Source organism: Acinetobacter sp. KB005 (genome assembly GCF_049949095.1).
Classification (GTDB): Bacteria; Pseudomonadota; Gammaproteobacteria; order Pseudomonadales; family Moraxellaceae; genus Acinetobacter; species Acinetobacter calcoaceticus.
The window spans coordinates 3,540,513-3,559,709 of the sequence record NZ_CP188191.1; the positions used below are offsets into that span (position 1 = coordinate 3,540,513).

The window sequence follows — 19,197 nt, forward strand, 5'->3', positions numbered from 1 at the left end:
ACATTTGATGACATCATCAAAACAAAAATGGTTAGTGTCCTCACTCATGGGAAGCCTGCTGCTTGCAGGCTGCTCTTTGGCGCCGGAATATCAACCTGCAAAGGTAATAGTTCCAGTCAAATTTAAAGAGTCTGACCCTAAATTTGAGGACAATAACTGGAAAATTGCCCAACCTGCCGATGCACAATCACGTGGCGAATGGTGGCGTGTTTTTAATGACCCACTGTTAAACGAACTAGAGCAACAAGCAATTGCTGGTAATCAAAACCTTAAAGCTGCTGCTGCCAATATTCAGGCTTCACGTGCATTACGTTCAGCAGCGCAAGCAGAACGTTTACCAAGTATTAATGCTGGCTTTGGCCCAACTCGTCAAAAACCCTCTCCAGCTTCATTGGGTTTAGATGAAAATGCCCATACATCTGCACAAACCTTATGGCGTGCTCAAGCTAGTGTTTCATATGAGCTCGATTTATTTGGTCGTATTGCTAGTAGTGTCAATGCAGCAACAGCCGATGTACAGCAACAAGAAGCGCTATACCAGTCGGCACTTTTAGCATTGCAAGCAGATGTTGCACAAGGCTATTTTCTAATTCGCCAGCTTGATGCTGAACAAGTAATTTATAATCGCACTATTAAATTACTTGGTGAGACTCGAGATCTAGTTCAAACTCGATTTCGTAATGGTTTAGTCAGTGAATTAGATGTTTCTCGCGCACAGACTGAACTGGCTACAGCCCAAACCAATGCACTAACGATTGCCCGCAATCGGGCCAGTGCAGAACATGCACTTGCTGTTTTACTTGGAAAAACGCCAGCTGACTTCAATCTAGCAGCTCAACCATTAACTGCACACCGCCTCCGTCTGCCAGCAGGCTTACCTTCAGCTTTACTTGAAAGACGACCTGATATTGCTGCCGCCGAGCGTGCTATGGCAGCAGATAATGCACGTATTGGAATTGCACGCGCTGCTTTCTTCCCGAAACTAGACCTGACAGGTGCACTCGGTTATGAATCATCAACTTTAGGTGATTTAGGTAAATGGTCGAGCCGTACATTCTTACTTGGTCCAGTCGCAGGCACTATTTTATCTTTACCCTTGTTTGATGGTGGGCAACGTAAAGCAGGAGTCGCTCAAGCGCGAGCTGCCTATGAAGAAAGCGTTGCGAATTATCGCCAAACAGTGCTGAATGCATTCCGTGAAGTTGAAAATGGTTTGTCCGATCAACGTATTCTCGATCAACAAATACAAGCTCAAAACCAAGCACTCTCTTCTTCTCGTCACGCAAATCAGCTTTCTCATCTACGTTATCGAGAAGGTGCTATTAGCTATCTTGATGTAATTGATTCTGACCGCACTATTTTGCAACAAGAGCAACTTTCTGCTCAGCTTAACGGCAGCAGAATGATGGCTAGTGTAGATTTAATTCGGGCATTGGGTGGTGGATGGCATGATGCAGATTCATCGGTAAAAACTAAAAGTTAATTCTTACGTAATTAACTAGATATAAAAAAAGCGCCATATGGCGCTTTTTTTATATCTACAACTTATTGTGCGTATACAGGGAATTTTGCACAAACAGTTTCAACTTTCGCTTTTACGTCAGCAATAACTTTTTCGTCACCTTTGCTGTCAATCACATCAGCGATCCAACCAGCAAGTTCACGTACTTCAGCTTCACCGAAACCACGAGTTGTTACTGCTGGAGTACCGATACGGATACCAGAAGTCACAAATGGAGAGCGTGGATCATTTGGAACTGAGTTTTTATTAACAGTAATGTGAGCAGCACCTAACCAAGCATCTGCTTCTTTACCAGTTACGTCTTGTTTAATTAAAGATAACAAGAATAAGTGATTTTCTGTACCACCAGAAACAACATCATAACCACGAGCGATTAATACTTCAGCCATAGCTTGAGCATTTTTCACAACTTGTTGTTGGTAAGCTTTGAAGTCATCAGACATTGCTTCTTTGAAGCAGATTGCTTTAGCAGCAATCGCATGCATCAATGGACCACCTTGGTTACCAGGGAATACAGCTGATTGAAGTTTTTTCTCGATTTCTTCATTCGCTTTCGCAAGGATTAAACCAGAACGTGGACCACGAAGTGTTTTGTGAGTCGTAGTTGTGGTTACGTCAGCAATTTGAACTGGGTTTGGATATACACCAGCAGCAACTAAACCTGCAACGTGAGCCATATCAACAAAAAGGTAAGCGCCAACTTTGTCCGCGATATCACGGAAACGTTGCCAATCTACAACACGGCTGTAAGCAGAGAAACCAGCAACGATCATACGTGGCTTGTGCTCTAATGCTAAGCGTTCAACTTCTTCATAATCGATCTCGCCAGTTTCAGCGTTTAAACCGTATTGAACTGCATTATAAGTTTTACCAGAGAAGCTTACTTTTGCACCGTGAGTCAAGTGACCACCGTGAGCCAAGCTCATACCTAAAACAGTATCGCCTGGATTAAGAAGCGCTAGATAAACAGCAGAGTTAGCTTGTGAGCCAGCGTGTGGTTGAACGTTTGCGTAATCTGCACCAAAAAGTTCTTTAGCACGATCAATCGCCATTTGCTCAATGATATCCACATATTCGCAACCGCCATAATAGCGTTTACCTGGATAACCTTCTGCATATTTATTCGTAAGTTTTGATCCTTGCGCTTCCATCACAGCAGGAGAGCAATAGTTTTCAGAAGCAATTAACTCGATATGTGCTTCTTGACGCTCACCTTCAGAAGCAATTGCTTGAGCTAATTCTGGATCAAATTCAGAAATGGAAATATTGGCAAACATTAGCGGGGGTCCTATAAAATTAGGGCTTTTAAGCCGTGCTAAGATTGCGACATATTGTAGCATGAACTTTATAATTAAACAGAATGAAGTTAGCTCAGTTTTAAATAAAAATGGCTCAAGTTTTATAAAAAATGAGCCATTGTTTATAAATCAATAAAAAAGCTGGTTTAAAGCTTATATTTTAAAATTTTCCATCGTTAACTTTAGCTTACAATGCGGTTAAAAATACTTTAAATATCAATAACTCTATTGTGCTGTTAGCAAAGTCTGAACATTTCCAACAATGTTGTCTACATTACTACTCATTGCCGTATTATGGTCCCAGTTACCAGTCACATAACTATTAATTTTAGTGCCTAAGGTAGTGGCATTAAATATCAATAGATCAGTTGCTAATTTAGGTACTGTAGGATCAGCTATCCCTTGATAAATGATGATTGGTGTAGTGACTTTTACTTGTAACGGCTGTGAATCTTTTTCCAAAAACGTCTTAACTAGCGGCACTGCCATAAAGTTAGGTTGTGTACGTGTGTAACCATCAAGTGTCCCACCATTAGCTTTTTTATAATCATCCATAGCTTTTATAAAAGCATCTTCCAAAGGCCCAGCACAAATTGTTTCTGCTTGTGCGGCAATACCTGAAATTTGTGAAGTAAATACTTGTCCATAATCAAAGCTTGGCTTTGTGTTGCGAATACCGGCTGTAACCAAAGCTGTATATGTATCAAGCTGTGCATAGGCTCCAATTTTAATGTCTATCGGTGCATTCGCAACTTGTGCCTCTCCAGCCACTAAAATATTCCCTAAATTAGAAGCAGGTGCTACCGCTACCGTACCTTTATAGTCTAGCTGCGCACGACTCGCATATTGTGCAGCACCTAACGCAGCATTCCCCCCTTGGGAATGTCCGACTGTAAGCCATTTTTTTGAAGTTAATAAATTACGCTGTAATAAATAGTTACGTGTTGCAACTACAGCATCCGTAATTGAGAAAGCCTCACTTTTAACATTTAAAAATGGATGTATGCCTGGAGTACCTAAACCTTCATAGTCAGGTGCGACAACAACATAACCAGCTGCAAGTAACTTACTAATTAAATCTTTTGTACTGTCTGTTAAAGCTGCCTTACTTGGCGCACAGGCATCTGCCACACCCGTAGTGCCATGTGCCCAAACGACAATTGGCCAACCGCCTGCTGGTGGTGGTGTATTTGGTGTGAATACCAAACTGGTTGCCTGTACTTCTTGGTCACTTTGACCTAACATTTTATAGGTCAAAATACTACTTTCAGCAGCAACTGATCCTAAGTCGGTGCTCGTGTAAGCATCTACCTTAACAACTGGATTTTTAATATTATTGGTTGGAGTACCTGATGGGTCGACAATGGCTGAGTTATCATCACTACTCCCTCCTCCACAAGCGACTAAAAATAAACTCGTGCTAAGAACACTGGTCATGAACAGTTTCATTTTCATTGCTATATCCCTTAAATTCCATTTTTATTTTGCTTTAGTTTTTTAATCAACATTTTCTAATGTCTTAAAAACAATTACGCCTAATCTTTATTTTTCGCAAGTTCTATTGGATGAAATTAATCTATGAAAACTTTATTTTTAATATAAATTGACGTTCTAGCTACTTTATAGCCTCACTTCATGTTTTAAAGTAGATAGTCAACTGTTAACATTCATAGCTACTCGTGATTGTTTAAAGGGCCAGATATGCAAGCCATTATTTTAGATACAGAAACTCATACACTAAATGGTTTGCCTATTGAAATTGCGTATGCTCCGATCGAACTTAATGAAGGCAAACTCACCTTAGATAAAAGCAAATTGTTTGATCAGTTATATCAAGTGGGTGCGCCTATCTCTTATGCTGCGATGGCAGTACACCACATATTAGAAACAGATTTAGAAAACCAGCCTCACTATAAAACATTTAAATTACCAGAGAGTACGACTTATATTATTGGTCACAATATTGATTACGATATTGCCGCGATTGCTCGTTGCGGTGTTGATGTATCAAATATTAAACCGATTTGTACTTTGGCTTTGGCACGTAAAGTTTGGGCAGATGCAGAGGCTCATAATATCTCAGCACTGATCTATATGATTTCTCAAGGGAGCAGCAAAGCCCGAGAAATGCTTAAAGGTGCTCACCGTGCCGATGCAGATATTATTTTGACTGCTAATATCTTGATGCATATTGTCTATCATTTAAATATTCAAAATATTGAAGAGCTCTACCGAGTTTCTGAAGAAGCACGTATCCCCACTACTGTTAACTTTGGTAAGCATAAAGGCACAGCAATTGCTGAACTTCCTAAAGACTATATTCAATGGCTATTACGCCAAGATGAGCTTGATGTCTATCTTCGCAAAGCATTAGAAAGTGCCTTTTAAGATTTTAACCAAATGATATTTATAGATTATTCATCATATTGTCATTTTTAAGTTTTATTATTAACCCCATTTATATTTTATTAAAAACAGTACTGTTCGACTCAGAAGATTGGACAGTCTGATTTATTTTTTATATTGGGGAAAAGCAATGGCTGGTTTTTATAGAACCAATTTGGGAAGACTTGCGCTGCAACAACGCAATATTGTTTTAAATGCAAAACAAAGACGTTTATTACTCTTAATAGACCATGAAGATTTTCAAAACTTAAATGGTGAATTTAAAAAACGTATTGCTTCTCCAGAGCTGATTCAACAGCTTATCGACTTAGAACTTATTGCCCCAATTGCCTCTACCGAAACATCTACGAATGAAGAAATTATTTTAAAAACATCAGCCATAAATAAAGTAGAAGAAAATCAAAAAGAATCTGTTGATAGTTCTATACTGCATTCCCCTCATCTTGTTGGAGAAATCCAGCTTTCCGAGCAAAAAACTTTAGATCAGCCCAGTACTACATATTTTCAACCACTAATACCTTCTCAGACTCTTTCTTTCGAAGAAATACAACAGTTAATGATAAAAACACTTAGCAGCTATTGCGGACTAATGACCAAACCACTTGTTCAAAAAATAGAGAAAGCTACAACAATACAAGAGCTTAAATTATGTCAGGTACAATGGATTACAAGTTTGCAAGAATCACGTATTCCTCCTCAGGAACTTGCAAGAGCTTTACGTACAATTAACTATTCAATTCAGCTTCTTTCACAAAGCATATAAAATATTAAACAACTTGCTGTTTAATTAAGCATTAAAATCACTTGGCATGTATTTCGTGCTTTACCTGCAAGTGTTTTTTTCCTATGATGTGCCCCACACATGCGCTCGTAGCTCAGTTGGATAGAGTACAGGTTTCCGAAACCTGGGGTCGTGGGTTCGATCCCCGCCGGGCGCACCAGCTTTTATATAATAATTTCTCAATTTATCTTAATTTTATAAAATTCCGACTATTTTACTTGGTTTATTAATCATTATCGCTCAAAATATACCCCTCTTTCATAATGTGAGAATTTCATGACTGATGCTTTGGTTTTAAGAGATTTGTCCAAAACATATCGTAATGGTTTTCAGGCGTTAAAAGGTATTAACCTCACTGTGCCTGAAGGTGAATTTTATGCGTTGTTAGGCCCAAATGGTGCCGGCAAATCAACAACCATTGGTATTATCAGCTCCCTCACAAAAAAAACCTCAGGAACAGTTGAGATTTTTGGGCACAACCTCGATACCCATCCTTCTCTGGCAAAACAGCAGCTTGGCGTCGTTCCTCAAGAATTTAACTTCGGGCAGTTTGAAAAAACATTCGATATTTTAGTCACTCAAGCTGGCTACTACGGTATCCATAAAAAGATTGCAGAAAAACGTGCCGAACATTATTTAGAAAAACTCGGTTTGTGGGAAAAACGTAATATACAAGCACGTATGCTGTCTGGCGGTATGAAGCGTCGTCTGATGATTGCCCGTGCCATGATGCATGAGCCTAAACTTCTTATTCTAGATGAACCTACTGCGGGTGTAGATATTGAATTACGCCGTTCTATGTGGGATTTTCTGACCGAAATGAACGAAAGCGGTACTTCTATTATTTTAACGACCCACTATTTAGAAGAAGCAGAAATGTTGTGTCGTCGCATTGCGATCATTGACCGTGGTGTAATTAAAGAAGATACCAGCATGAAGAGCTTCCTTAATCAGCTCAATGAAGAATCATTTATCTTCGATTTAGCCGAACCGATTGGGCCGCTCCAGTTAAACATTATTGGTGTCAAGTTCAACTTAATTGATAGTAATACTTTAGAAGTAACGATGGATAGAGCGCATACATTGAATGACCTATTCCAGTTATTAGAATCTCAAGGTATTCGTGTTCACAGTATGCGTAATAAATCGAATCGTCTAGAAGAGTTATTTGTCAAAATGGTCGAGAAAAATCTTGAAGGAGAGGCAAAATGAATTTTAGCCAACTGCAAATTGCTCTCTGGACCATCGTTCGTAAAGAAGTACGCCGTTTTCTACGCATTTGGCCACAAACTTTATTACCACCGGCAATTACAATGAGTTTGTACTTTGTCATTTTTGGTAATTTGGTTGGTTCACGCATTGGACAAATGGGTGGCGTGAGCTATATGCAATTTATTGTGCCTGGCTTAATTATGATGGCTGTCATTACCAATAGTTATGCCAACGTGTCTTCAAGTTTCTTTAGTGTAAAATTCCAAAAAAGCATTGAAGAACTCATCATGAGTCCTGTGCCACTACATATTATTTTGTGGGGCTATGTAATTGGCGGTATTTGCCGTGGTGTATTAGTAGGTGCAATTGTGACTGCTATGAGCATGTTCTTTACTGACCTTTTCATACACAACTGGTTCGTAACTATATATACAGTCTTAATTACTTCGGTTCTTTTCTCATTAGGTGGTTTTATTAATGCAGTCTATGCAAAATCATTTGATGATATTTCTATTATTCCAACCTTTGTTCTTACGCCCTTAACTTATTTAGGTGGTGTGTTTTATGCCATTAGTGCACTTGGCCCTTTTTGGCAAAAACTTTCTTTAATTAACCCTATTGTTTATATGGTTAATGCTTTCCGTTTTGGCATTTTAGGTCATAGCGATGTGAATGTTTCATTCTCTTTAATCATTGTGACATCATGCTGTGTTGTACTTTACGGAATTGCTTACTATTTACTTGCTCGTGGTTCAGGAATGCGTGAATGAGTGTCGAACAGTCTTTGTTGGGTAAAGAAACCCAATATCCAACTAATTATCAACCTGATGTTTTATTTCCAATTGCTCGTGCTCAGTCTCGTGAAGCCTACTCGCATATTGAAGGCATCACACAAGGTAAAGATTGGTGGCATGTTTTTGAAATTTCATGGTTAAACGCTCATGGTATTCCGCAAGTTGCTATTGGCAGAATTACGCTACCTGCATCTTCACCGAATTTGATTGAATCTAAGTCATTAAAACTTTACTTCAATAGTCTTAACTTCACTCAGTTTGAGTCTAAACAATCATTTATTGAAACTGTTGAAAAAGACCTCTCGGCGGCGGCAGGTGCAAAAGTTGAGTTAACCCTATTTCAAGTAGATGATTTAGAGATTTCTAAGCCTCAAGGCATTTGTGTTGATGACCTCACTCCAGAGCGTTTAGAACAGCATCCTGATGCCACTCTTTTAAAACTTGATGATTCTGGTGAAGAAGTCGAAGTTGAATTGTATTCTCATCTTTTAAGAAGTAACTGCCCAGTCACCGGACAACCGGATTGGGGTACAGTTTTTATTCGTTTTAAAGGCAAAAAACCTTGTTATCGTAGTGTTTTAGCTTATATTATCTCGTACCGTCAGCATAACGGCTTTCACGAACAGTGTGTTGAGCAGATCTTTGCCGATATTTGGCAAAATCTACAGCCTGAAAAGCTGATGGTTTATGCAACTTATACTCGTCGCGGCGGACTTGATATTAACCCTTGCCGAGTATCGGATCTTTCATGGATGCCAAAACCGATTCGATTGGCACGACAATAAAACGAATAATTTGAGGATATACCATGCCGTTTTTTGGTTTTACCCCTTCTGAAGGCTTATTGAACGATATGCAGGCTGGAATTGCGAATAAAAATTCTAGTGAACCTTTATATCCACTTCGCGATAAGATTGCTTTACAACTTAATGAAGAAATTATTGATAATGTCTTGATTCAGTTAGTTCAGCATTTTCCTGCAAGTGAAAAGCGCGATACTGCCGAAAAACTAGCAGGTTATGTCAAATCAACCGTTGCTGTTCTTTTAAAGCAATTGTTAAGCAAAGCACCTAACGATGTAGTTAAACAGTCAGTTGAGTTCTCTGAAAAAAGCTTATTTAAAGACCCACAAGGTCAATACAAAGTAGGCGTAAATTTAGATGCAGGTTTAGTGACTAACCTTAAGCATAACTTTACTGAGCTTGAAGCAGGAAATGACATTAATAAAGCTGCTTTAGCTGAATTATATAAACAGTTCGGCGATGCGATGATCAAACACTTCATGTCTGATTTTAATAAAACATTAGATCTCGGTATGATCAAGCGTAAAGCAGCAGATATTGGTGCAGCAGCTGTAACAAAAGCTGTTCACATTGCAATCGACAAACTGATTCCAAGCTTAAATCGCACTGAACTTAAAGCGATGGCTGAATACCATGATGGTTTATTCTTTAACTAATAAAAAATAGACTATCGGAAACCTAGCGAGAGCTAGGTTTTTTTATTGCAAAATATTGATATACATTGCCATTCACCACGTTTATGTTAGCATGCGCCAAGCACTGATTGACCTTAGTTAACGCCGCATGTCTCCTAGCCCACAATATAAATTTTTACGCCAAGCTCCGCGAGATGGTCTTAGCACCGCTATGCAACCATCAAAGTGGCAACAACTCCATGTTGACCCTTGGTTATGCCTATTTCTGCTCTTAAATGCTTTATTAGGTTTAACCGTACTATATAGTGCTTCTGCACAGGATGTGGGGTTAGTGAGTAAACAAGCCATGAGTTTTGGTATTGGCTTTTTAGTTATGTTTGGTCTAGCCCAAATTCCGCCCAAGGTCTATCAAGCTTTTTCTCCATATTTTTATTTGTTTGGCTTATTTTCACTTGTGGCAGTCATGGTGTTTGGCGAAGTCCGAATGGGTGCTCAGCGCTGGATTGATATTCCCGGTTTCGGAAGTGTCCAACCCAGTGAGTTCATGAAAATCGGTATGCCCATGATGGTTGCATGGTTTTTAGCACGTAAACCCCTTCCCCCTAGCTTTTCACAAGTTGTTTTATCCTTAATGTTAATTGGTATTCCTTTTTTACTAATTGCAGAACAACCCGACTTAGGGACATCAGTGTTAGTGCTAGCAAGTGGCATATTTGTTTTATTTTTAAGTGGACTATCATGGCGTATGATCGGTGCTGCGGGAGCGTGCGCTGCAGTCATCATTCCAATTGCGTGGGAATTTCTTTTACACGACTATCAACGTCAAAGGGTTTTAACGTTGCTTGACCCAGAGGCGGATGCACTCGGTACAGGTTGGAATATTATTCAATCTAAAACTGCGATTGGTTCTGGTGGTTTTTCGGGTAAAGGATTTCTTGAAGGTACCCAATCACATTTGCACTTTTTACCCGAAGGTCATACCGACTTTATTATTGCCGCGTATTCCGAAGAATTTGGGCTCATCGGTGTACTTATTTTAGTTATTCTTTATTTTGCTATTATTTTTAGAACATTCCAAATCGGTTTACAAAGCTTCCATAACTATGGACGTTTAGTTGCTGGCGCCTTTGGTTTGTCTTTTTTTGTTTATGTATTTGTAAATGCGGGAATGGTCAGTGGTATTTTACCTGTAGTAGGTGTTCCTTTACCTTTTATGAGTTATGGCGGAACAGCTATTATTACTTTAATGGCCACCTTTGGTTTAGTCATGTCCATTCATACACATCGATAATCTGGAATTTTAAAACGATATGTTGTCTCAACACTTAAATAAAACTTTAAAAATGCTCGCTTTGTGTACTGGTTTAATCAGTACAAGTCACTTCGCTCAGGCCAACGATTTTGCAACACATCCTGATTATGTAAATTTTAAACAAAAAACGATGAGCGCTTATGGGTTAAGTGGCGATCAAGTTGATGCAGCCATGAGTGGTGCAAAGAATTTACCAAACATTCTAAATATTATGACTCGTCCAGGGGAAAGCAAACCTTGGTATGACTACCGTTCTATGTTTTTGGTTGAAGGGACAATTCAACGTGGCGTCCGTTTCAAAAACCAATATGCAGATGCTTTAAATCGCGCTGAACAACAATATGGTGTATCTCAAGCTGTCATTTTGGGCATTTTGGGTGTTGAAACAGGCTATGGCGCGAATAAAGGTTCTTTTATTACACGTGATGCCTTAGCTACACTTGCTTTTGGCTACCCTCGCCGTGCTGAATATTTTGGCGATGAGTTAGCTGCCCTTATTGCATGGACTTATAAAGAAGGCTACCCAACAAATAGTATTGTAGGTTCCTACGCAGGCGCAATTGGCTATCCACAATTTATGCCGAGCAATATTAGTAAATATGGTGTCGATTATGACGGTAATGGACATATCGATTTAAGAAACTCGGCAGAAGATGCAATTGGTTCAATCGCAAACTACTTAGCAAAACAAGGATGGCAACGCGATCAGCCTATCGGATTTATGGCGCGTTACACGGGGTCAAATCCGGAAAGTATTATTGCCAAAGATTTAACTCAGCCTTTTCCATATGGTGCATTAAAGACACTAGGCATCTCACCATTAAATCCTTTAGTTAAAATTGATGATCTGGATATGGTGAATGTTATTCAATTACAAGACTATAACGGTCCAATTTACTATTTAACTTACCCGAATTTTCAAGTGATTACGACCTATAATAAGAGCCGTATGTATGCGACTGCTGTATGGTTATTAGGCACTGAAGTGGCTAGCCGATAGGCTAGCTTTTTTGTGAGTCATGTAAAAGTCAATAAATATTTTTGTTAAACAGATCACAATACGCACAAATTTAATATTTTGTTACACTTTTGATTATTTTTTAACCCAGAACTGTAAGTTTTTGCCCTTTTTGTAACGATTTCTCGTTAAAGACTAGACACTCTCCGTAAGCGATGAATATTATCCACCCCAATGTAGCAATTGCAAAAGTGAATAATCAGACATGTTCACTTTAAATTTCAGTCAATCGCTGAAAGAAAAAAGTACATGTTCTCAGGAGTTTATACAAATGCAGTTATCGCTGAAATACGTTCTTGCACTGACGGCTAGTTTAAGTATGGCCCCATTGCACGCTGAAATGGTGCAATCTTCATCATTAAATAGTGATGTAGATGGCTCTAATTTAGCAGCTCGTGTATTGAGTAAAGATACTCAAAATTTTAATTCTCGTTTTTCTAATATTAACAGTCTTTCAATCACTGAACGTTCTGGCGACCAAATTCGTCGTCAAGCTATCGCAGCAAAAATTGAAATCCCTGAAGATGAGCCTTCAGTGATTGAAAAACTTAACACAGTAGCTTCAAACACTGTTCGTAAGTTTAGCCAAACTGGCATGGCTTCATGGTATGGTCGTCAATTCCATGGTCGTAAAACAGCAAATGGTGAAACATTCGATATGAATGCTCTCACTGCTGCTCACCGTAGCCTACCATTGAACTGTTACATCCGAGTAACCAACAAAGACAATGGTAAAAGTGTGGTTGTAAAAGTAAATGACCGTGGTCCTTTCCATGGCAATCGTGTACTTGACCTATCATACGGTGCAGCTAAACGTCTTGGCATTACCAATGCTGGAACTGCAAAAGTAAATATTGAACGTGTTGATGGTCCTACTTCATAAGTTATAGCCTCTAGAGTTCATGTAAAAAGCCGCAATTTTTTCTGCGGCTTTTTTATGTTTTAAACTATAAAAATAATTTCTAACTTAGGTTTAAAAAATTATCTTTTTTAGCCCTTCTCACTCCTTAAATTTGAATATTTTTTACACAAAAAAGTACGTTTATCTTATCCAAGCTTATTTTGCTTCTAAATTGCGTTTAGAGCAACTTTATTAAATTTCCGCTACCCTAGTACCATTTTTATAAAATAAAGGCTAATTATGGCGTTTTTAGAGTAGATAACTAGAGCTTTTTCATGCAATTTTCCCACCTATCTCAAAATCACACTTTTTTTGATGATTTCATCATATAGCAACCTATAAAAAATATTCTGAAATATTGCATCATTCTCAAGGTTACATTGAGTACTTTTTCTATCACCCAGACATTACGTTTTTCTCATGTTCTTTTTAAATCTTTATTGCCAAGTTCCTATAGTTGAATAATACCGGTTTCTTGTCGCCCACCTTAAGAGCAGGATAAAATATACTCAGAAAAAATAAATCAAACCTAAAACAAGGAGTGTGCCATTAATGAAATCCATTACAGAATGGTTTGATGAATATAGCGAAAGCCATCAAAACCCAACAAACAAGCAAATTCACTGGCTCTGCGTTCCTGCTATTTTATTTTCTATTATTGGAATCATTGCCCATTTCAGCGCTTTACTCACAGCCCTATTACTTGTACTGACTCTCGTATTTTATGCACGTTTAGATCTTGTACTTGCTGTTGCAATGGCTGCTTTACTGGTGGTTATGGCGTGGCTTATTTACACCCTACCTGTAGGAGTAGGATTTTATATCGCTATTTTTGTAGTTGCTTGGGTCGGACAGTTTTATGGCCATAAAATCGAGGGCAAAAAGCCATCTTTCTTTAAAGATTTACAATTTCTACTGATTGGACCAGTTTGGTGCATGGATGCCTATCTAGGAAAAATCTTACCTAAATGGAAAAGCAGACAAAAACACGCTCTTTCCTAATGATTAAATTAAAGCTGGATCATCTCGATTCAGCTTTTTACATTTTACTGATTTATTAGAAAATTTATAAAATAGAAAAAAACTAAACTAGCGATAACACTTAAAAGTACTCTTTTTAGATAAATGGAAATTACAATACAAAAGATTGCTGCATAAATATAAGAATTATCTAAAACTCCTTTTAAATTATCGCCATCAAAAAAAACAACCGGAATACAAATTGCTGTTAATAAACAGGGAGCAGAATAATTAAGCATCTTATTCATAATAAGAGGCAGTTTAATTTTAACGTTAGGCTCTAAAAAATAATAACGATTAAAAAAGATGATTGCTGCCAAGCCTAAAATCATGAACCAGGACATATTATCGCTCCTTCTCTATTTTTTCAGTTAACACAGCAACCAACATCCCTAGTAATCCTGAAAGTAAAATCGCCCCTTCAACCTGATAAAATTTAAAGAAAAATCCGCTAAAACAGGTCATTAGCACACCAGCAAGTACAGGCAACCCCTTACATAACGGTACGATCATGGCAACAAAAATAGCCACAATTGAAAAATCTAAATGATAATTTAATAAATCAGGAATCACTGTTGCTAAAAGTATTCCTACCAAGCTAAACACTACCCAGAATAAATAAAAAGATAGACCTGCACCCAACAGATATTCTGGCTGCCTTTTTTCACCGGATGCACACACCGCAAATAATTCATCTGTTAATAAAAAACCCAAACTTAATCGTTTCGAAAGAGGCAAAATAGAAATGTCATTTCTTAAAGTTAATGCATAAATAAAATGCTGAGCTGTTAAAAAGAAAATCGTCACATAAATTGTAAAAGTGGATGCACCTTCCATTACCATGCTTAAGCTAACTAATTGCGCTGCTCCAGCAAAGACAATTCCCGACATCGCAAGCGCCTTATAGAAAGATAAACCTGCATGAATTGCCATAGAGCCTGCTAAAATTGCCCATGGAATAACAGAAATTGACAACGGTAAAATATCCATTGCACCGCGCAAAAAAAGATAGGATGGCTTATTTTTTGGAAACTCAACCGACTGATTAAGCTGAATATTCATATATAGAATCCAATATAAGAAGCATCTCTATAAAATGCTTGATTAAAGCCGACTTATATTGAATAAAATTGCTGTAAATAAATTTTTAATAATTTAGTTATTTAGACTAGCTACATATTGAGTTGGTGTCACTCCCATTGCTTTTTTAAAGTGGCGATTAAAATGGCTTTGATCAGAAAAGCCACACTGCTGTGCCACCATCGCAATTTGGTCACCCTGTTTTAATAATTGTCTTGCTTTTTGTAAGCGCGCTTGAACAAGCCAAGCATGAGGTGGCAAGCCCACATATTTTTTAAATTGTCTTAAGAAATGCCATGCGCTCAAGCCCACCATGTCAGCCAGATCTTGCAAAGAAAAATTCGTTTCAGGCATTTCTACCAGTAACTCTTTAACTCTTAATATTTTTGAATACGCCTCTGGCAGCTCACAAAAAGTCTGATTTGATTTACCATGTCGCTTCATTAGACAGGCTAAAGTAGACAAATACATTGTTTCTTTGAGTAAGAAATTATCTTTTTGTTCTAACAAATCAAAGAGTAAACAAAGTTGTTGGGCCAAACCCAAGTCATGAATCACAGCTTGAGGAAACCACGGCGCCCCACGTGAATTTTCAAAAAAGTCTTGACTGACTTCTGCCAACATTTCAGGTGTGGGATAAATCGCCCGATATCGCCAACCCGACTCAACAGCAGATGAACCCGTATGAATCTCGTCAGCATTTACTAAAATAATATCGCCTTTGGGAGCTACATGTAGCTGGCCTGTCCTAAAAAAAGACTGTGCACCCTCTTCAATCACACCAATACAATACCCTTCATGAGTATGCTTCGAAAATTGCGTTTGGTGATAATGTGCTTTTAATAACTCTAAACCGCCCAGCTCTCGCACATGCAGATAATCGGCTTGCTCCCGCTGCATAAATACGTCTCATCCATTCAATAAAAAAACCATAGCATGTTTTAAAAAACTGAATAGAATAAAATTGCTCTATAAAAACAATCTCTTTATTCGTTTATTCGGCTTTATTGATAGATTTGCCCATGATGTTTGAGCCAACCGCTTTCATGACGACTTTGTGGATCACGATGAGTCCAGTGTAATACACCACCTTTAGGGTTGTATTCATATTCGCCATAAAACTCTACCACGTCACCTTTTTTTAAATTAGGAATTTTGGGTGCTAAATCGATATTATGTGCGACTAAAATTGAAAGGCCATTTTTTAATACAAGAATAAATTTCTGGTGTCTCGACCCATCATTATCATCTCTTAAAATTGCTTTGACCCGACCACTCCCCTGCACTTGAACATTACTTTGTCTCTGCTCATGAGCAGCTTTTATGTTGTCGACTCCATTACTTGGTAATGTAGTTTCTGTATGCTGGGCTTCGGGTATGGTTGTTGACGGTAATTGATTTTGCTTATGCCCAGATAAATCTAGACCAAAATATCCAGCAACCAATAAAATAATGACACTGCCAATACTAAGATTTTTTTTATTTATCATGCTAAGCCCTCATTTTAGTTGAGATAAAAAAAGCCCCAAAGGGGCTTTTTTTATCGTGATACGAATTACTTCGCAGCAGCTTGAGCAGCAGCAACTTCTTCAGCGAAGCTAAGTTCTACTTTCTTCTCGATACCTTCACCAACTTCGAAACGTACGAAGTTAGCAACAGTAGTACCAGTTGCTTTTAATACATCAGCAACTTTTTTGTCGTTGTCGATTACGTACATTTGACGATCAAGAGCAACTTCGTTCAAATATTTATCAACAGAACCAGTTACCATTTTTTCAACGATATTAGCTGGTTTGCCAGATTCTAACGCTTTCGCTTCAGCAATTTCTTTTTCTTTAGCGATAAGGTCAGCAGGAACAGCTTCAGCATTTACAGCTACTGGGTTGAATGCAGCAACGTGCATTGCAATACCTTTACCAGTATCAGCATCACCAGTATAAGAAACTACAACACCAATTTTTAAACCGTGCTTGTAGATAGCCAAGTTTTCGCCTTCAACGATTTTCGCGCGACGAACTTGGATGTTTTCACCGATTTTTTGAACAAGTGCAATACGAGCTTCTTCAACTGTTTGACCGTCTGCTAATTTTAATTCAGCGATTTTAGCAGCATCAGTTTCACCAGCAGCTAATGCAGCAGTAGCAACAGCTTTTGAGAAGTTAGAGAAGTTTTCGTCTTTAGCAACGAAGTCAGTTTGACAGTTAACTTCAACTAAAATTGCTTTGTTGCCTTCTTGAACGATTGTGATTGCACCGTCAGCAGCAATGTTACCTGCTTTTTTAGCAGCTTTAGCTTGACCAGATTTACGAAGGTTATCAATAGCAAGCTCGATGTCACCGTTCGCTTCTGTTAATGCTTTTTTGCATTCCATCATTGCAAGACCAGTACGGTCACGTAATTCTTTTACCATGCTTGCAGTAATTGCAGTCATGTTGATCTCCTAAAATCGGTAGAAAATAAATCTTTTAAACAAAAACGGCCCAAAGAAACTCTGGGCCGTTTGCACTCTCGACGCTTAATTTGCCACCATTACATGTCGCAAAAATGACAAGCCTGCGTCAAAACGCATTAAGCCTCAGAAGCGTCTTTCGCAGCGTCATCGCCTTTTGCTTGAGCGTTCGCTTGAGATTGAGCGTATTCTTTACCAGCAAGAATTGCGTCAGCCATAGCTGAAGCATATAGAGTTACTGCACGGATCGCATCGTCGTTACCCGGAATAACATAATCAACGTTGTCTGGGTTAGAGTTTGTATCAACGATACCGATAACAGGAATACCTAAGTTCTTCGCTTCTTTGATTGCAATCGCTTCGTGATCAACGTCGATTACAAATAATGCGTCAGGTAAACCACCCATGTTTTTAACGCCGCCTAAAGAGCGCTCAAGTTTTTCCATCTCACGAGCACGTTCTAAAGCTTCACGTTTAGTAAGCTTAGCAAAAGTACCATCTTGAGATTGAGTTTGAAGATCTTTTAAACGGTTGATAGATTGGCGAAGTGTTTTCCAGTTCGTCAACATACCACCTAACCAGCGGTGATCTACATATGGTTGACCAGCGCGTTGAGCTTGTTCACGGATGATGTTAGAAGCAGCACGTTTTGTACCAACAAACAAAACTTTGTTCTTTTTGCTTGCTAATTGGTTAGCGAAGTTCAAAGCATCATTTAACGCAGGAACAGTGTGCTCAAGGTTGATGATGTGAATTTTGTTACGCGCGCCAAAAATGTATTGACGCATTTTTGGGTTCCAGAAACGTGTTTGGTGACCAAAGTGCGCGCCAGCTTGAAGAAGGTCGCGCATGCTTACGTTGTAATCTGCCATTTTCTTTACCTTAAAGTTTGGGTTAGGCCTCCATATATCCGCATTCTCCACCCTTTTACAGGCACCCAGAGTAATGTGACGATATATGTGCGGATTTTTTACCCCATCTATCAAAATTGTTCGTAAAAGATATTCACGAAAAGCATTTGATAAAATGGGCGGCTATTTATACCATAGACACTTGTAAATTACCAAAAGTTTTTAGAGATCATGAACAGTACTTATACAGCTCCACGTCGATTAATCAAAACTCCAGATGAAATTGAAAAAATGCGCATTGCAGGACGACTGGCGGCTGAAGTTCTAGAGATGATCAAGCCCTATATTAAGGCAGGTGTAAGTACACTTGAACTTGATACCATTTGCCGTAACCACATTGAAAATGTACAGCATGCTATTCCTGCCTGTGTCGGCTATGGTGGCGCTCCTGGACGCCCTGCTTTTCAGCACTCTATTTGTACTTCGGTTAACCATGTTGTCTGTCATGGTATTCCCTCTGAAAATAAAATCTTAAAAAATGGTGACATTCTTAATATTGACGTAACTGTGATTAAAGATGGCTATCACGGTGATACCAATATGATGTACGTCATCGGTGGCGAAACTTCTATTTTAGCTAACCGTCTATGCAAGGTTGCTCAAGAAGCCATGTACCGAGGTATGGCAACTGTTAAAGATGGTTCATATTTAGGTGATATTGGCCATGCAATCCAAAAATATGTCGAATCAGAACGTTTTAGTGTAGTACGTGAATATTGTGGTCACGGTATTGGAACTGTTTTCCATGATGAGCCTCAAGTATTACATTATGGTCAAGCTGGTACCGGTATGCGTCTGGAAGCAGGTATGACTTTTACCATTGAACCTATGGTAAATGCAGGCGTATGGCAAACTAAACTGTTAGGCGACAAATGGACTGTTGTAACGAAAGACCATAAACTTTCAGCTCAATATGAACATACTATTTTAGTGACTCAAACGGGCATTGAAGTCTTGACTGCACGCCCTGAAGAAGACTTATCTCGCTTCAACTAATCATTTAATTACATTTAATAAAAGGCTACTTTATGTAGCCTTTTATTATTTATTATGTA

The 19,197-nt window shown here is 38.6% G+C and carries 20 protein-coding genes, 1 tRNA gene and 1 pseudogene; 14 read left to right on the plus strand and 8 right to left on the minus strand.

Features of this window, described 5'->3' with window-relative positions:
• Positions 1–7: 7 nt before the first annotated feature.
• Entirely contained in the window at positions 8–1,483 is a 1,476-nt protein-coding gene (locus tag ACPF64_RS16950) for an efflux transporter outer membrane subunit (protein ID WP_426454706.1), read from the plus strand.
• Between the two features lie 62 nt (positions 1,484–1,545).
• Here the strand turns inward: ACPF64_RS16950 and glyA are convergent, their stop codons facing one another.
• Positions 1,546–2,799, minus strand: a complete 1,254-nt coding sequence (glyA, locus tag ACPF64_RS16955; protein WP_426454708.1) for a serine hydroxymethyltransferase — start codon at positions 2,797–2,799, stop codon at positions 1,546–1,548.
• A gap of 61 nt (positions 2,800–2,860) precedes the next feature.
• Here glyA and ACPF64_RS16960 point away from each other — a divergent pair.
• Positions 2,861–2,953 (plus strand): annotated as a pseudogene (locus ACPF64_RS16960) (hypothetical protein); the annotation flags it as partial.
• A 92-nt stretch (positions 2,954–3,045) separates the two neighbouring features.
• Here the strand turns inward: ACPF64_RS16960 and ACPF64_RS16965 are convergent.
• Entirely contained in the window at positions 3,046–4,275 is a 1,230-nt protein-coding gene (locus tag ACPF64_RS16965) for an alpha/beta hydrolase (RefSeq protein WP_426454710.1), read from the minus strand.
• Positions 4,276–4,521: 246 nt separating this feature from the next.
• Here ACPF64_RS16965 and ACPF64_RS16970 point away from each other — a divergent pair, with 246 nt between their 5' ends.
• From ACPF64_RS16970 to ACPF64_RS17020, 11 genes are all read left to right on the plus strand, one after another.
• Complete coding sequence (locus ACPF64_RS16970; protein ID WP_426454712.1) at positions 4,522–5,208, plus strand: 3'-5' exonuclease; 687 nt, start codon at positions 4,522–4,524, stop codon at positions 5,206–5,208.
• Positions 5,209–5,356: 148 nt separating this feature from the next.
• Positions 5,357–5,989 carry a hypothetical protein gene (locus ACPF64_RS16975; RefSeq protein ID WP_426454714.1) on the plus strand — a complete coding sequence of 211 codons (633 nt, stop codon included), beginning with the start codon at positions 5,357–5,359 and terminating at the stop codon, positions 5,987–5,989.
• A gap of 101 nt (positions 5,990–6,090) precedes the next feature.
• Positions 6,091–6,167, plus strand: a tRNA-Arg gene (locus ACPF64_RS16980).
• Between the two features lie 116 nt (positions 6,168–6,283).
• On the plus strand, positions 6,284–7,219 hold the full coding sequence (locus ACPF64_RS16985) for an ABC transporter ATP-binding protein (RefSeq protein ID WP_003650650.1): 936 nt from the start codon (positions 6,284–6,286) through the stop codon (positions 7,217–7,219).
• Positions 7,216–7,989: an ABC transporter permease gene (locus tag ACPF64_RS16990; RefSeq protein ID WP_004791025.1), complete on the plus strand. Its 774-nt coding sequence runs from the start codon at positions 7,216–7,218 to the stop codon at positions 7,987–7,989. Before ACPF64_RS16985 ends, ACPF64_RS16990 begins: the two co-directional genes overlap by 4 nt.
• Entirely contained in the window at positions 7,986–8,798 is an 813-nt protein-coding gene (queF, locus tag ACPF64_RS16995; RefSeq protein WP_151743287.1) for an NADPH-dependent 7-cyano-7-deazaguanine reductase QueF, read from the plus strand. The genes ACPF64_RS16990 and queF overlap by 4 nt, the downstream gene beginning before the upstream one ends.
• A 23-nt stretch (positions 8,799–8,821) precedes the next feature.
• The gene (locus ACPF64_RS17000; RefSeq protein ID WP_419297057.1) at positions 8,822–9,472 is read left to right on the plus strand and encodes a hypothetical protein; all 651 of its coding nucleotides are present in this window, start codon (positions 8,822–8,824) and stop codon (positions 9,470–9,472) included.
• Between the two features lie 127 nt (positions 9,473–9,599).
• On the plus strand, positions 9,600–10,742 hold the full coding sequence (gene rodA / locus ACPF64_RS17005; RefSeq protein ID WP_045430082.1) for a rod shape-determining protein RodA: 1,143 nt from the start codon (positions 9,600–9,602) through the stop codon (positions 10,740–10,742).
• Between the two features lie 19 nt (positions 10,743–10,761).
• Positions 10,762–11,763 carry a lytic murein transglycosylase B gene (gene mltB, locus ACPF64_RS17010; protein ID WP_092706268.1) on the plus strand — a complete coding sequence of 334 codons (1,002 nt, stop codon included), beginning with the start codon at positions 10,762–10,764 and terminating at the stop codon, positions 11,761–11,763.
• Positions 11,764–12,052: 289 nt separating this feature from the next.
• On the plus strand, positions 12,053–12,664 hold the full coding sequence (locus tag ACPF64_RS17015) for a septal ring lytic transglycosylase RlpA family protein (RefSeq protein WP_151743288.1): 612 nt from the start codon (positions 12,053–12,055) through the stop codon (positions 12,662–12,664).
• A gap of 570 nt (positions 12,665–13,234) precedes the next feature.
• Positions 13,235–13,684, plus strand: a complete 450-nt coding sequence (locus ACPF64_RS17020; RefSeq protein WP_004643497.1) for a DUF962 domain-containing protein — start codon at positions 13,235–13,237, stop codon at positions 13,682–13,684.
• A 44-nt stretch (positions 13,685–13,728) separates the two neighbouring features.
• Here the strand turns inward: ACPF64_RS17020 and ACPF64_RS17025 are convergent, their stop codons facing one another.
• The 6 genes from ACPF64_RS17025 to rpsB all read right to left on the minus strand — a co-directional run bounded on the left by ACPF64_RS17025 (position 13,729) and on the right by rpsB (position 18,103).
• Positions 13,729–14,046, minus strand: a complete 318-nt coding sequence (locus ACPF64_RS17025; protein ID WP_045430063.1) for an AzlD domain-containing protein — start codon at positions 14,044–14,046, stop codon at positions 13,729–13,731.
• A gap of 1 nt (position 14,047) precedes the next feature.
• Positions 14,048–14,764 carry an AzlC family ABC transporter permease gene (locus ACPF64_RS17030; RefSeq protein ID WP_092706270.1) on the minus strand — a complete coding sequence of 239 codons (717 nt, stop codon included), beginning with the start codon at positions 14,762–14,764 and terminating at the stop codon, positions 14,048–14,050.
• Positions 14,765–14,857: 93 nt separating this feature from the next.
• Positions 14,858–15,682: a helix-turn-helix domain-containing protein gene (locus ACPF64_RS17035; protein ID WP_426454720.1), complete on the minus strand. Its 825-nt coding sequence runs from the start codon at positions 15,680–15,682 to the stop codon at positions 14,858–14,860.
• Between the two features lie 104 nt (positions 15,683–15,786).
• A complete protein-coding gene (locus ACPF64_RS17040; protein WP_426454722.1) occupies positions 15,787–16,272 on the minus strand; it encodes a DUF3465 domain-containing protein in 486 nt (161 codons plus the stop codon).
• A 65-nt stretch (positions 16,273–16,337) separates the two neighbouring features.
• Positions 16,338–17,213 carry a translation elongation factor Ts gene (gene tsf, locus ACPF64_RS17045; RefSeq protein ID WP_151743292.1) on the minus strand — a complete coding sequence of 292 codons (876 nt, stop codon included), beginning with the start codon at positions 17,211–17,213 and terminating at the stop codon, positions 16,338–16,340.
• 137 nt (positions 17,214–17,350) lie between these two features.
• Positions 17,351–18,103, minus strand: a complete 753-nt coding sequence (gene rpsB, locus ACPF64_RS17050) for a 30S ribosomal protein S2 (RefSeq protein WP_002118204.1) — start codon at positions 18,101–18,103, stop codon at positions 17,351–17,353.
• Positions 18,104–18,313: 210 nt separating this feature from the next.
• Here rpsB and map point away from each other — a divergent pair, with 210 nt between their 5' ends.
• Positions 18,314–19,138, plus strand: a complete 825-nt coding sequence (gene map / locus ACPF64_RS17055) for a type I methionyl aminopeptidase (protein ID WP_004643502.1) — start codon at positions 18,314–18,316, stop codon at positions 19,136–19,138.
• Positions 19,139–19,197 lie beyond the last annotated feature (59 nt).